Genomic DNA, 14648 nt, shown 5'->3' on the forward strand with positions numbered 1-14648 from the left:
GGACACTAGCGGAAATTGTTTGCGTGTCGGGTGCTCAGCGGTGTTGTGTCGGTGTCGGACCGTCTAGCCTCGAACAGGTGAGCGATCCGGTGTCGGCGAGTGAGCACCCCGCTGCGGGGACGGTGATTCAGGCATACCGTTTTCTGCTCGAGCCGACCGTCACTCAGGCCGATGCGCTCCGATCGCATCGTGGCGCACAACGGTTCGCATACAACTGGGGGCTTGCACGAGTAATAGCAGACCTCGACCAAAGGCATGCTGAGGCCACCTATGGGCTGTCCAGCGAGGACCTTACCGACCCTCTGTCGTGGTCTGCGTACAGCCTTCGCAAGGATTGGAACCAGGTCAAGCACACAGTCGCGCCTTGGTGGCCCGAGAATTCGAAGGAGGCTTACTCGTCGGGCTTGGCGAATCTTGCAACGGCACTGAAGAAGTGGGATGAATCTCAATCTGGTGGCGGCAAGGGGAGAAAGTCCGGCTTTCCGAAGTTCAAGAGCAAACGGTCACGGTGCTCATGCCGGTTCACTACGGGCAACTTGGGGTTGACCGACGCTGACAGGCGGCACGTCCGGTTGCCCCGCATCGGTATCGTACGTACCGGTGAGTCCACCCGCAAACTTGCCCGGCATGTCGAACGTGGTAGCGCCCGTATACGTTCGGCTACCGTGTCTTTCGCGGGCGGACGATGGTTTGTGACGTTTTCGGTGGAGATCGTGCGCGCCGATATGCGCGCGACCTCGCCGGACCGGGTGGTAGGAGTCGACCTTGGTGTGAAGGTCCTGGCGGTCTTGTCCCAGCCTGTTCCAGGCATCTCCAACGGACAGGGGCTGGTAGCTAATCCAAGACATTTCGATCGCTCGCGCTGCGAACTGCGCCGACTCCAGCGGCGCGCCGCGCGCCGCCGTGGCCCTGACGATCGTGCTGGAACCAAACCATCAAAACGGTGGCGACGGGCCAATGCGCGGATCACGCGCCTGCAGGCCATGATCGCCAACAGCCGCCGGGATTCCCTTCACAAGCTCACGACTGCCCTCATAGCGTCCTCCACGACCGTCGTAGTCGAGAACCTCAATGTCGCGGGAATGCTTCGGAATCGGCGGCTGGCTCGCCACATCGCCGATGTCGGGTTTGGGGAGATCCGCCGTCAACTGACTTACAAATCTCTCTGGTACGGGGGCACTCTGGTGGTGGCCGACCGCTGGTACCCGAGTTCCGAGACGTGTTCGAACTGTGGCGTAGTGAAAGCCAAGCTGCGTCTGAGTGATCGACTTTTTGTCTGCGACGAGTGCGGCTACGTACTCGATCGTGACGTCAATGCCGCGCGCAACCTCGCGGCACTTGTGCTCTCCGTCGAAGGCGGAGCGTCCGCGGCGAGTTGCGTCGGGACGAAAAATACGCTCGCTGGAAACCCATGTAAGACCCTCACTGTGCGGGCAACAGGTACTGCCACGAGTAGACCCGTACTTGGTGCGGGCCAACCCTGCCGGGGCAACTCGGCAGGTCGCGAGACGCTCCCATACGTTTCGCGAACGGCTTTGCCATGATGGAGCGCGTGACTGCCGCGACCACCCAGGCCCAGCTCCGGCTCGACGAGCTCGATGCCGAGCAGGCGGCGGCCGTGCGCGCGCCCAGGGGACCGGTCTGCGTGCTGGCGGGCGCGGGGACGGGGAAGACGCGCACCATCACCCATCGCATCGCGCATCTGGTCTCGGCCGGGCACGTGCGGGCCGATCAGGTGCTGTCGGTGACCTTCACGGCCCGCGCCGCGGGGGAGCTGCGAAACCGGTTGCGGGCCTTGGCTTTGGCGGGGGAGGCCGGGCAGGTGCAGGCCCGCACCTTCCACGCCGCGGCGTTGCGGCAGCTCAAATACTTCTGGCCCCAGGTCGTGGGCGATGTGCCGTGGCGGCTGATCGACGGCAAGTTCCCCATCGTGGCGCAGGCCGCCGGGCGGGCCGGGCTGCCCACCGATACCGACAGCCTGCGCGACCTGATCAGCGAGATCGAGTGGGCCAAGGGCTCGCTCATCGCGCCCGAGGACTACGCGGGCGAGGTCGGCCGTCTGCACCGCGACATACCGTACGAGGCCAAGAAGGTCTCGGCGGTCTACACCTATTACGAGGCGCTGAAGACCACCCCCGACGGCCTGCTGCTCGACTTCGACGATCTGCTGCTGCACACCGCAGCCGCGCTCGAGGACTACCAGTCCGTGGCCGAGGAGTTCCGGGGCCGCTACCGCTGCTTCGTGGTGGACGAGTACCAGGACGTCACACCGTTGCAGCAGCGCGTGCTCGACGCCTGGCTCGGGGATCGCGACGATCTGACCGTGGTCGGCGACGCCAACCAGACCATCTACTCCTTCACCGGGGCGAGCCCGACCTATCTGCTCGATTTCTCACGTCGCTTCCCGGACGCCACGGTCGTCCGGCTCGAACGCGACTATCGCTCCACCCCGCAGGTGGTGTCGCTGGCCAACCGGGTGATCGGAGCTGCGCGCGGCCGTATCGCCGGTACCCGGCTTCAGCTCATCGGCCAGCGCGCGGACGGTCCGGAACCGACCTTCGCCGAATTCGACGATGAGCCCGCCGAGGCCGCCGCCGTCGCCAAGGCGGTCGCCAAATTGCTCGGAAACGGTGTTCCCGCAGCGGAAATCGCGATCCTCTACCGGATCAACGCGCAATCGGAGGTCTACGAGCAGGCGCTCACCGAGGCGGGCATTCCCTACCAGGTGCGCGGCGGCGAGGGCTTCTTCAACCGGCCCGAGGTGCGGCAGGCGGTGTCGGCGCTGCGCACCGCCGCCAATCGTGACGATCTGCCCGACGCCCGCGGCGAGAAGCTGGTCGTGCTGGTCCGTGCGGCCCTGGCTCAGGTCGGGCTCACCAAGGAGGAGCCGGTCGGCGTCCAGGCCCGCGAGCGCTGGTCCTCGCTCATGGCGCTGGTCCAGCTCACCGAGGAGCTTGCCGACCACGATCCCGATCTCGACCTGACCGGCCTGCTGCGCGAGTTGGCCGCCCGCGCCGAGGCCCGGCACCCACCGACGGTGCAGGGCATCACCCTGGCCTCGCTGCACGCGGCCAAGGGCCTGGAGTGGGATGCCGTGTTCCTGGTCGGCCTGGCCGACGGCACCCTGCCGATCCAGCACGTATTGGGCCCGGACGCAACGGTTTCCGACGAGTCCGCGCTCGAGGAGGAACGCCGCCTGCTCTACGTCGGCGTCACCCGCGCGCGCGAACACCTCCAATTGTCCTGGGCCCTGGCCCGATCCGCGGGCGGCCGCAAGGTGCGCCGCCGCTCCCGCTTCCTGATCGGCCTGGTCCCCGACGACTCCCCGGCCTCGCGCATCGCCAACCACACCACCGACCGCCGCCCCGGCCCCAAGCGTCAGCACCCGACCTGCCGGGTCTGCGGCCGTCCGCTGCTCAACACCCAGGCCACCATGCTCGGCCGCTGCTCGCGCTGCCCGGCCGACATCGACACGGAACTGCTCGCGGCACTGCAGGAATGGCGTAGGGAGAAGGCCGACGAGCTGTCACTGCCCCATTTTGTGGTGTTCAGCGATACGACCTTGACAGCCATCGCCGAACAGCGGCCCGCCGACGACCGAGCACTGGTGGCAATCCCTGGCATCGGGGCCAAGAAGCTGCAGACATACGGGGCGGATGTGCTCGCGATCGTCCGATCGCGGCTCCGGGACTCTTCGTAGTCCATACACGAAATGTGCGCAAGCCCCTAAAAATGCAGGTCAAAAATAGGTTGTGTGCATCCGTACGACTACCTAGTGTGGTTCGTACACCGGGGAAAAGCCCGCGTGTTTGAACACTGATCGCATACGAGTGAAGGAGGGAGGCAGACCAATGAACAGCAACAGCATCGTGAAGAGCATTGCGACCGGCAGCAGCGCCGGCCGTTGCGCGTCCGCACCTGTCATGTCCGTGGCGTCGGCCTCCCGGGGGATCCTCGCGTTCCAGGGGATTCGTATGTCCGGCGTGAATGGCGATCTTGGTCTTCAGGTCTTTGCAAGCAAAGCCCAAGCAGATCAGCAGATCGTGATCAAGCAGGACAAGCCCAAGGGTGACTGGCGACCGGCTGCCGCATATGTGGCCGTCGAAAACCTGGCTCTGAAAGCCGGACTGGAGCGTCCGGTCCATCTGACGGCAGTCCGCCCGAACACCACCGACCCAGCGACCGTGATCAGGAGTCGACACCGAAGTCGACTCAGGTAGGGATTACCTCCCGGACCTCCTGGCCACGGATCGCGAAAAGCGAAACCGTGGCCATTGTTTTATCTGGCCCTCAGCCACCGGCACCGGTTTCGCGCAACCCGAACGACCGAAGCACGAGCTGAAGGAGCACGACGTGTCCACCACCACGGTCATCCGTGAACGAGTGACATGCCGCAACACCGTGGCCAACACGACCGCCCGCACCCGCCGGGACGTCACCATCACCCTGCCCGGCCGAGTCGGCAACCCGGACCTGTGGTTCGCCGAGGCTCCCGCCCAGTTGGAAGAGGCGAAGGCGCTGTGCGCGTCCTGCCCGATCCGTCAGGGCTGCCTGTCGGCGGCGCTGGATCGCGCTGAGCCCTGGGGCGTCTGGGGCGGCGAGATCTTCGACCAGGGTGTCGTGATCGCCCGCAAGCGTCCGCGTGGCCGCCCGCGCAAGGTCGCGGTGGCATGATCGCCCCGGCTTCCGGGGGAGTAGAACGCATACGACCCGCTTACCAGACGGTAGGCGGGTCGTTTTGCGTAACAACAACTCTCGCACTCAGGCGCGAGCTGTCGGGGAGTCAGCTCGCGGTGCGGAGGGTTTCGGCGTAGCCGGGGACCCAGTCCTGCATGAGTTTCATGAAGGGGACTTCGGCGTCGAGTTGGGCGCAGATGCCTACCGAACCGCCGAGGACGCGGAAGATCATCACGTGTTCGGCCGGGAGTTGCAGGGAGCGGGCGGTTTTCATCATCTCGGAGTTGGAGATGTCGGTGGCTTTGCCCGCGACGCGCTGCATCCACCGGCGGGTGAAGTGGAAGGTTTCGGTTTTGATGGGGTCGGTGAAGGGGCGCAGGTAGGACTGGATTTCCTCGCGGCTCACGGTCTTGCCGGGGATGACCCAGCCATTGTCGTGCAGCAGCGCGGTCAGCTCGTCGTAGCGGTCCTCGACCTCGAGCGCCACCAGCTGGCCCAGGATCTTGGGGAAGCCATTGGGCAGGGGCGCGCAGGCGCCGTAGTCGATGACGGCGAGGCGGCCGTCGGGCAGCACCATGAAATTGCCCGGGTGAGGATCGGCATGCAGCAGACCCGCGATAGACGGTGAGCTGAAATGGAATTCGGCCATCAGCGCGGCGGTGCCATTGCGCAATGCCACCGTGCCTTCGGGATCCTCCGCGCCCTGCTGGATGATCTTGGAGACCGGAGTGCCGCCGTCCAGCCACTCGGTGACGATCACCTTCGGGGCGCTGGCCACGACCTTGGGCACCAGGAACCGCGGGTGACCGTCGAAGGCCTTGGCGAACTGACGCTGGTAACCGGCCTCGATGCGGTAGTCGAGCTCCTCCTCGGTGCGCTCGCTGATCTCGGCCAGGATCGGCTTGACGTCCGCGCCCGGGATGACCGCGCTCATCATGCCGGCCATGCGGTTGAGGGTTTTGAGGTCGGCGCGCAGCGCCTCGTCCGCGCCCGGGTACTGCACTTTCACCGCGACCACGCGGCCGTCGGACCAGACCGCCTTGTGCACCTGGCCGATGCTGGCCGAGGCGGTGGGCGAGTCGTCGAACTCCCGGAAGCGTTGCCGCCAACCGGTTCCCAGCTGCTGATCCAGCTGCCGGTGCACGGCCGCGGCCGGCATGGGCGGCGCGGCGGCCTGCAATTTGGTGAGCGCCTCGCGATAGTGCTCGCCGAACTCCTCCGGTACGGCGGCCTCCATCACCGACAGCGCCTGACCGAACTTCATGGCCCCGCCCTTGAGCTCACCGAGTACGGCGAACAGCTGTTCGGCGGCCTTCTGGTTCAGTTCGGCATTGATCTCCCGCTTGTCTCCCCCGGCAAGTTTGCGGCCGAAACCCACGGCCGCCCGCCCTGCGATGCCGAGTGGAATCTTGGCCAGCTTGGCATTGCGGGAAGAGCGCTTGCTCACAATCTCTGACACGTTCCCATCATGCCGATGTCCCAGACGGTGCGCCATGAAAATTGCCCGTTCTTTCGGGTGGTTAAGGATAGTGGTTTCCGTCACAGTCATGCGTTATCGCCACAACCGCAGCTGGGATGGGCGGGCCAGGCCCGCCGATCGAGATGCGGGGTGTCGAGATCGAGTTCGAGGGTGGCGTTCAAGGTCGCCGGTGGATGCTCCGCACGGCCGAAGCACACGGTCTCGATTTCTTTCAGCGCCAATGCCGCCGTCACGGCGATGCCCGCCGGGGAGGCGTAACCGACCCGGCCAAGCAGTTGCGCGGCCAGCGGCGGCCAATCCGGTTCGCAATCGGTCCGGTGCAGATCCGCACAACGCAGACAACTGGTCTGGCCGGGCAGCACCAGCGGGCCGACCACGCCGTGGCCGTCGCGTATGCGGACCTGCAAGTGCGGAATCCGGTGGCGGGCGAGCTCGGCGACCAGGCCCGGGTCGGGGACCAGGGCATCGGACAGTACGACCAGATCGGGCCGCTCGGCCCCGAATTTCGCGTCGGAACCCGCCCCCGGCCGGTCGTGGGAATGCTTGGCCCGCAATCCGATCCGACGCACCCCGGTCAGCATGGCGTCGGCCAATGGCCCGCGCCCGTGGATCCGCACCGTGTGCAGCCGGGAGTGCGGTTCATCGGCGGCGAGGAGATCGGCGACAGCCAGCTGGTCCAGCAGCGATTGCGTCGTGTCGGTGCCGAATCCCAACTCCCGTGCCTGCCAGAGGATTTCGGCCTCGGTTCGGGACCCGTCCAGCAGCCGCAGCAGCGCGGGCACGGCTTCGGCCGGCCCGGGCGGTTGCACGAGCACCGCGCCCTCGGGATTCCAGCCGAGCTGGACGGCGCCGTTCGGCCGCATCAGCACGGTGATTCGGGGATGGAGCATCGGTCCGCGAGCCGAGGTTAATGTCGTCATGGCCTCAGCATGCGCGCCCCAGAATATGCGAAAACCCGCGAAAACGCTTGTTCATCAGCGCTTTCGCGGGTTATCCACAACCTCTACTTCGAGTCTTCCCCGGTGGGATCCTCGCCCTTGGCCTCCTGCTCGGCCTTCTCGGCAGCCTCGCGCGCTTCCGTCTCGGCCAACTGCGCCAGCGGATCGTCGAATGCCGTCGTGCCGCCGCCTAGCACCGAATCGATGAAGCCCGCGGGCGAGTCCAGATCCGAGGAGTCGGGCAGCAGGTCCGGGTGGGCCCACACGCCGTCGCGCTTCTCGAGCCCGGCGTCGGCGGTCAGCCGCCGCCACAGCGCCGCCGCCTCGCGCACCTTGCGCGGCCGCAGCTCCAGACCGACCAGCGTCGCGAAGGTCTGCTCGGCCGGCCCGCCGGTGGCGCGCCGCCGCCGCAACGTCTCGGCCAGTGCGCCAGCACCCGGCAGCCGATCGCCGACCGCGTCGGTGACCACGGTCTCCACCCAGCCCTCGATCAGGGCCAGCAGCGTTTCCAGCCGTTCCAGCGCGGCCTTCTGCTCGGGCGTGGTCTGCGGCTCGAAAGTGCCCTGCGACAACAACTCTTCCAGCTTGGACGGATCCTGCGCGAGGGTCATCGGATCCAGGTTCTGGGCGGCCTGCTCGATGGCCGAGAAGTCCATCTTGATGCCGCGCGCGTAGTCCTCCACCGCGCCCAGCACCTGCTGGCGCAGCCACGGCACGTGCGCGAACAGCCGCTGGTGGGCGGCCTCGCGGGCGGCCAGGTAGACCAGGATCTCGCTCTCCGGCTGTTCCAGCCCGGCACTGAATTCCGAGATGGCCGCCGGCAGCAGCGCCGCGGTGCCGTCGGGGCCCAGCGGCAGGCCGATATCGGTGGAGGTCAGCACCTCCTTGGCGAGCTGGCCCAGGGCCTGGCCCAGCTGCGAGCCGAAGGCGAGACCGCCCATCTGCCCGAGCATTCCGAACATCGGGGCCGCGAATTCCTTGGCCTCGGCCGGGAGCGTGGCGGTCCACATGCCCGAAACCTGTTCGGCCACCGGATCACACAGTCGCTTCCAGGTGGGCAGCGTCTCCTCGAGCCAGTCGTTGGCGGTCCACGCGACGGTCTTGGTCGCGCCCGCCGGGAAGGTGGTGGCGGCATCGAGCCACAGCTCCGCCAGGTGCGTCGCGTCGTTCACCGCGCTCTGGGCGCCCGCCGAGACCGGCGCGACGCTCGACCCCAGCTGCTGCCGGGCTAGGCGCTTGGCAATGTCGTAATTGACCGGTCCGGCCGACGCGCTGCCCGGCTGACCCATGCTCGAGAACATGGCGCCCAACTGCGTCAGCATCTGACCGAGTTGTGAGGGATCGAATCCGCCCCCGCCCGGGCCGCCCATGGCGAATCCGAACGGGTTGTTCGCACCGGAACCGCTGGACTCGTCCCCGGGCTTGCGCTCCGGATCGTCGTCGCGATTCGAGAATCCGAACGGGAAATCACTCATACCCACTACGGTACTGGAGCCGCGGACCACGCGAACCGCCGAGCAGAACGCGGCAATGGCCTTGATGACCAGTACCCTTGGCCGCGTGAACCGCCGCATTGTCACCCTGCTCGCCGCCCTGGTCCCCATTCTGGTGCTGGGCATCGTGGGCAGTGTCGTCACCGTCCCGTTCGTGGCGCTCGGACCTGGCCCGACCTTCAATACGCTGGGCGAAGTCGGCGGGAAGCAGGTGGTCGAGGTGCAGAACGCGGATGTGAAGGCGACCTCGGGCAACCTGAATATGACGACGGTGTCCGTTCGCGACAAGCTGAATATCTTCGAGGCCATCGGCCTGTGGATCGACGGCCAGCACGGATTGGTGCCGCGCGCGGAGGTGTATCCGCCGGGGCAAACACGTGACGAGGTAGACAAATCCAATCAGCAGCAGTTCAAGGATTCCGAGGATTCCGCCGAATTGGCGGCGCTCAACTATCTGAAACTGCCCACCGCGGTGCAGTTGGCGAATGTCGCCGAGGACGGTCCGGCCAAGGATTTCCTGCGTAAGGGCGATGAACTGGTGACCGTGGACGGCAAGCCCATCGCGACCGCCAAAGACGTTGTCGGCGCGGTCTCCTCGGCCAAGCCGGGCACCATCGTGCCGGTGGCGTTCCGCCGCGACGGCGCGGAGCAGACCGCCGAGATCAAACTGGGCGCGCGGCCCGACGACGCCGACAAGGGCTACCTCGGCATCACCCCCGACGAGGTCAACAAGGGCCCGATCAAGGTGGACTTCAACCTCGGCGAGATCGGCGGCCCGTCGGCGGGGCTCATGTTCACCCTCGCCCTGATCGACAAGCTCACCACCGGCGACCTGTCCGGCGGCAAGTTCGTCGCCGGCACCGGCACCATCGATCCGGACGGCAAGGTCGGCCCGATCGGCGGCATCCAGTACAAGATGATCGCCGCCCGCGAGGCCGGCGCGGTCACCTTCATGGTCCCCGCCGCCAACTGCAACGAGGCCGCCCAGCGTACCCCGGAGGGCCTGCGCCTGGTCAAGGTCGAAAACCTCTCCGGCGCAGTCCAATCCCTGCAGGACATCAACGCGGGCAAGGACGTCCCGAGCTGCGGCTAGCCGCTCAGAAGTCGTCGGGGTCGTTCTCGAGGGTGTGGCGCAGGGCCTCGACCAGGTTCGGGGCCAGGTTGGGGGTGGTGCGCAGGTCGAGGTCGCCGAAGGGGTCCTCTTCCTCCTCGCTGGGGCGGATCTGCAGGAGCGAGAGCGAGGTGCCGTCGCGGAGTACGCCCACGAACAGCCGGGCGTCACGGCGCTCGGCGTGGGTGAGGGCGGCGCGGCGGCCGGCCTGATCGGCGGCGTCGCGGTCGGCGAGCAGGGGAGCGATGGCCTCGTCGAGGGTCTGCTCGGCGGTGGGCGGCAGCACCACGATCTGCTGGACCAGCACGCAGCCCTCGACCGAGGACGGCCAGCTGGTGGTGGCCAGGAATTCGTCCAGCGCCATGGCGTCGGCCTCCCCGGCGATGTCCTCCGGGAAGGGTTCCTGCGCAATGGGAGTCAGCGCGTTCTGCTCGTCGAGCTGATCCAGCAGGGCGGGCTCGGCGGCGACCAGATCGGCGGTCGGGACCAGCGCGAACATCTGCGGCGGGCGATCCCAGCCCTCGCCGTCGACATACTCCGCGACTTCCCGGATGCACCGGTACAGGGCCGACGCTGCCCACTGCTCTGGATTCACCCGGCAATCCTCGCATCGCGCCACCCCGACCCCGCCCGCGGGGCGCGGGCCCACCCCGCTCGAGGTCCAGGGCTTTGCGCCGGTAGCGAAAGTTCGGTCGGCGGTGGTGGAGGTGTCGGGCCGCCGGACGGGCGTTTTACGTAGAGTGGGGCGCGAACGGTCCCCTGGGACCAACTCGAATCATCGGACTGCGGCGCTCCGGGCCGGAAAACCCGGCGTGGAATGCCGCCGGACCCTGGGAGAGTGGCATCGTGGGCATGCGCCCCCCGACCGGCTTACCTTCGCTGTCCCGACGCAGCCGCATATTGCTCGTCACGGCCCTGGTACTGGCGGCCCTATTACTGGTCGGGCCCCGGCTCACCGACGCCTACACCAACTGGTTGTGGTTCGGGGAGGTGGGATTCCGCAATGTCTTCACCACCGTGCTGGTGACCCGGATCCTGCTGTTCCTGGTGGTCGCGATCGTGGTGGCGCTCATCATCTGGGCGGCCCTGCTGCTGGCCTATCGATCGCGGCCGGTATTCGTGCCGGTGAGCGGTCCCGGCGATCCGATCGCGCGGTACCGGACCACGGTGATGAGCCGGCTCAAGCTCTTCGGCATCGGCATCCCGGTGCTGATCGGCGTGCTGTCCGGCCTGGTCGCACAGTCGAACTGGGTGACCGTGCAGCTGTTCCTGCACGGCGGCTCGTTCGGGGTGAAGGATCCGCAGTTCCATCTGGACGTCGGCTTCTACGCCTTCGACCTGCCGTTCTACCGCATGGTGCTGAACTGGCTGTTCGTCGCCGTGGTGATCGCGTTCTTCGCGAACCTGGTGGCGCACTACGTCTTCGGCGGCCTGCGGCTGTCCGGACGCGAGGGCGCGCTGAGCACCTCGGCGCGGGTCCAGCTGGCCATCCTGGCCGGAATCTTCGTGCTGCTCAAGGCCATCGCGTACTGGTTCGACCGCTACGCGCTGCTGTCGAGCACCCGCAAGGAGCCGACCTTCACCGGTGGTTCCTACACCGATATCAACGCGGTGCTGCCGGCCAAGCTGATCCTGCTGTCCATCGCGGTCATCTGCGCCATCGCCTTCTTCGCCGGGGTCGTGCTGCGCGACTTGCGGATTCCGGCCATGGCGGCGGCGCTGCTGGTGCTGTCCTCGGTGCTGGTGGGTGCGGTCTGGCCGCTGCTGGTGGAGCAGTTCTCGGTGAAGCCCAACGCCTCCACCAAGGAGCGGGCCTACATCGAGCGCAATATCGCGGCCACCCGCGAGGCCTACGGGCTGACCCCGGACAAGGTCGAGTACACCGATTACAAGGGTGTGGCGAGCAGCGACCAGATCAACTCGGCGACCGACCAGCAGACCATCAAGAACATCCGGCTGCTGGATCCGAACCTGCTGACCCAGACCTTCATTCAGCGCAACCAGCAGCTGCAGAACTTCTACGGCTTCCCGGACCCGCTGGACATCGATCGCTACACCCTGCCCAACGGTGAGAAGAGCGATTTCATCGTGGCCGCGCGCGAGCTGCAGCCGCAGAACCTGTCCGAGAACCAGACCAACTGGCTCAACAAGCACACCGTGTACACGCACGGCAACGGCTTCGTGGCCGCGCCCGCCAACAAGGTGAACGCGGCTCCGCCCAAGGAATCCTCGGCGGCCGGGCAGTCGGTGGGCAGCGATTCCGGTGGCGGGTACGGGTATCCGGTGTTCACGGTGCCGGGCCCGAACGGCGACCTGAGCACGGTCAGCGACCTGTTCACGCCCAAGGACAAGCAGGCCATCCCGGTCGACGAGCCGCGCATCTACTACGGCGAGCTCATCTCCAAGAGCGACGCCGACTACGCCATCGTGGGCGCGAACGGCAGCGCGCCGCGCGAATACGACAAGCCCGACGCCCAGTACACCTACAACGGCACGGGCGGGGTGAAGATCGGCAACTGGTTCAACCGGATGGCCTTCGCGGCCAAGTACGCCGAGCGCAACATCCTGTTCTCGGGCGCCATCGGCCCGGATTCGAAGATCATCTTCAATCGCAATCCGCGCGACCGCGTCACCCAGGTCGCGCCGTGGCTGACCGCCGACGGCGACGTGTACCCGGCGGTGGTCAAGGGCCGCATCGTCTGGATCGTGGACGGCTACACCACCCTCGACAACTACCCGTACGCGCAGCGGACCCCGCTCGACGGCGCGGTCGAGGACAGCATCGACCAGACCACGGGGCGTCTACTACCCCGCAAGGAGGTCTCCTACATCCGGAACTCGGTGAAGGCCACCGTGGACGCGTACGACGGCACCGTCTCGCTCTACGAGGTGGACAAGACCGATCCGGTGCTCAAGGCGTGGGAGGGCGTGTTCCCGGGCACGGTGAAGCCGGAGAGCGCGATCTCCGATGAACTGCGCGCGCACTTCCGTTATCCCGAGGACCTTTTCAAGGTGCAGCGGGAGATGCTGGCCAAGTACCACGTGGACGATCCGGTGGAGTTCTTCAACGGCAACGCCTTCTGGTCGGTGCCCAATGATCCGACCCAGGAGGGCGCGGCCAGCACCGCGCACCAGCCGCCGTACTACGTGCTGCTCGGCGACCCGAAGGCCCCGCAGCAGCCGCCGCAGTTCAGCCTCACCTCGGTGATGGTGGGTTACAAGCGGCAGTTCATGTCGGCCTATATCCAGGCGCACTCGGACCCCGGAAACTACGGCAAGCTGACCGTGCTGAAGTTGCCCGCCGATTCGCAGACCTCGGGTCCGGGGCAGACGCAGACGGCACTGACACAGGCCGATCAAGTGGCCCGGGACCGCAACCTGCTGACCGGTGGCGGAGTCAACAAGATCAAGTACGGCAATCTGCTGACCCTGCCGGTCGGTGACGGCGGCATCCTCTATGTCGAACCCTGGTATCTGGAACGCAATACCGGCGGGCCCGGCGCGCCGTCCTTCCCGCAGTTGGTGAAGGTGCTGGCCAGCTACAAGGACAAGGTCGGTTACGGCGCGACGGTCAAGGAGGCCCTCGACCAGATCCTGCCCACGGCAAGCGGTTCCGCCACCGACCAGCCGGGACAGACGGTGACGCCGCCGACCCAGGGCGCGACGCCGCCGACGACACCGGTGACGCCGCCCACCGGATCGACCGGTAAGGACGCGGCGGTCAAGCAGCTCGACGATGCCCTGAAGGCGGTGCAGGACGCCCAGAAGTCGGGTGATCTGGGCCAGTTGGGCAAGGCCCTCGAGCAGTTGCAGGCCGCGGTGAACAACTACCAGAAGGCGGGCGGCTAAACCGTCGGGTAATCGCTGAGGGGCGCTGTCATCCATTGGGTGACAGCGCCTTTCGCGTATCGGGGGCGGTACGCGGATGATCTCGTCGCTCGACGCTCTTCTTGTGGCGGCGATTGCTGTGATGCATGGCAAGTGTGGAGGTTATCGACGGCTTTTCCGCTGTAGATCGTCATATTCACGCGCCGATTTCACTATTGAGAGGCGGGATTCGCCCGCCACCCTCGATGAACGGAGCAAGCCATGTACCTCGTGACCGGAGCCACCGGAACCGTCGGCCGGGCCGTGGCCGATCGGCTGCTCGCGGCGGGCCTGCCGGTGCGGGCCGTCACCCGCCACCCCGAGACCGCGGACCTGCCCGCGGGCGTCGAGGTGGTGCGCGCGCATCTGGGCGACCCGGCGAGCCTGCCCGCCGCGCTGGCCGGTGTCCGCCGCGTCTTCCTCGCCACCGCCGGGCCCGAGATCGCCACGCACGACGCGAATCTCGCCACCGCCGCGGTCGCCGCGGGGGTCGAGCACATCGTGAAGCTGTCCTCCGGCCGCGCCGGTGACGACGCCGCGACCGATCCGATTCCGGCCTGGCACCGCGCGGGCGAGGTCGCGGTCCGCGCGAGCGGTCTCGACTGGACCATGGTGCGCCCCATGGGATTCATGTCCAACGCGCTGCACTGGGCGCGCTCGGTGCGTGAATCGGCAACCGTGCGTGCACCTTTCGGGCAGGGGCGGATCGCGGTCATCGATCCCGCCGATATCGCGGCGGTCGCGGTGGCCGCGCACCGAGACCGGGCACGCGGGGCGGATCTACACCGTGACCGGACCCGAGGCCCTCTCGGCGGGGAAGCAGTCCGGCATCCTGGCCGAAATCATCGGCCGCCCTGTGCGATTCGAGGAGATCTCGCCGGAGGCGGCGCTGGCGGATCTGCTGCGCTTCGGGGTCGAGCCCGAAATGGCTTCGGCCATCATGGCTTTGCGGGCCACGGCGCTGGAGTCCTTCACCTCGGTGGTGCGCCCGACGGTCGCTGAGGTCACGGGCCGGTCACCGCGAACCTTCCAGGATTGGGCCCTCGAAAACAGGGCGCAATTTACTGCCGCGCAATAAGAAC

General features: G+C 67.1%; 11 protein-coding genes. 7 read left to right on the forward strand and 4 right to left on the reverse strand.

Features of this window, described 5'->3' with window-relative positions; all coding sequences use genetic code 11:
• Window positions 1-77 precede the first annotated feature (77 nt).
• The 4 genes from tnpB (at window position 78) to NS2_RS31670 (ending at window position 4674) form a co-directional block, all read left to right on the forward strand.
• On the forward strand, window positions 78-1544 hold the full coding sequence (tnpB, locus tag NS2_RS31655) for an IS607 family element RNA-guided endonuclease TnpB (protein WP_208866180.1): 1467 nt from the start codon (window positions 78-80) through the stop codon (window positions 1542-1544).
• Window positions 1544-3700: an ATP-dependent DNA helicase UvrD2 gene (locus NS2_RS31660; protein WP_045439868.1), complete on the forward strand. Its 2157-nt coding sequence runs from the start codon at window positions 1544-1546 to the stop codon at window positions 3698-3700. Before tnpB ends, NS2_RS31660 begins: the two co-directional genes overlap by 1 nt.
• Window positions 3701-3851: 151 nt before the next feature.
• A complete protein-coding gene (locus NS2_RS31665) occupies window positions 3852-4220 on the forward strand; it encodes a hypothetical protein (RefSeq protein ID WP_033091010.1) in 369 nt (122 codons plus the stop codon).
• A gap of 181 nt (window positions 4221-4401) precedes the next feature.
• Window positions 4402-4674: a WhiB family transcriptional regulator gene (locus tag NS2_RS31670; RefSeq protein WP_173850124.1), complete on the forward strand. Its 273-nt coding sequence runs from the start codon at window positions 4402-4404 to the stop codon at window positions 4672-4674.
• 109 nt (window positions 4675-4783) lie between these two features.
• On the opposite strand, the gene NS2_RS31675 is transcribed toward NS2_RS31670, so the two are convergent.
• From NS2_RS31675 to NS2_RS31685, 3 genes are all read right to left on the reverse strand, one after another.
• A complete protein-coding gene (locus NS2_RS31675; protein WP_052086990.1) occupies window positions 4784-6172 on the reverse strand; it encodes an ABC1 kinase family protein in 1389 nt (462 codons plus the stop codon).
• Between the two features lie 50 nt (window positions 6173-6222).
• Window positions 6223-7077, reverse strand: coding sequence for a TOMM precursor leader peptide-binding protein (locus NS2_RS31680; protein ID WP_033091007.1), 855 nt, complete (start codon window positions 7075-7077; stop codon window positions 6223-6225).
• Between the two features lie 83 nt (window positions 7078-7160).
• Entirely contained in the window at window positions 7161-8570 is a 1410-nt protein-coding gene (locus NS2_RS31685) for a zinc-dependent metalloprotease (RefSeq protein ID WP_033091006.1), read from the reverse strand.
• Window positions 8571-8655: 85 nt separating this feature from the next.
• On the opposite strand from NS2_RS31685, the gene NS2_RS31690 reads away from it, so the two are divergent.
• Window positions 8656-9681 (forward strand): YlbL family protein, encoded by a 1026-nt coding sequence (locus tag NS2_RS31690; RefSeq protein ID WP_181321320.1) that lies wholly within the window; start codon window positions 8656-8658, stop codon window positions 9679-9681.
• A 4-nt stretch (window positions 9682-9685) separates the two neighbouring features.
• Here the strand turns inward: NS2_RS31690 and NS2_RS31695 are convergent, their stop codons facing one another.
• The gene (locus NS2_RS31695) at window positions 9686-10294 is read right to left on the reverse strand and encodes a PPA1309 family protein (protein WP_033091011.1); all 609 of its coding nucleotides are present in this window, start codon (window positions 10292-10294) and stop codon (window positions 9686-9688) included.
• A gap of 251 nt (window positions 10295-10545) precedes the next feature.
• On the opposite strand from NS2_RS31695, the gene NS2_RS31700 reads away from it, so the two are divergent.
• Together NS2_RS31700 and NS2_RS31705 are read left to right on the forward strand one after the other, a co-directional pair.
• Complete coding sequence (locus tag NS2_RS31700; protein WP_033091004.1) at window positions 10546-13548, forward strand: UPF0182 family protein; 3003 nt, start codon at window positions 10546-10548, stop codon at window positions 13546-13548.
• A gap of 240 nt (window positions 13549-13788) precedes the next feature.
• The gene (locus NS2_RS31705) at window positions 13789-14568 is read left to right on the forward strand and encodes an SDR family oxidoreductase (protein ID WP_228102632.1); all 780 of its coding nucleotides are present in this window, start codon (window positions 13789-13791) and stop codon (window positions 14566-14568) included.
• The last annotated feature ends 80 nt before the right edge of the window (window positions 14569-14648 follow it).

It is taken from the genome of Nocardia seriolae NBRC 15557 (assembly GCF_007990715.1).
In the GTDB taxonomy this organism is placed as follows: Bacteria; Actinomycetota; Actinomycetes; order Mycobacteriales; family Mycobacteriaceae; genus Nocardia; species Nocardia seriolae.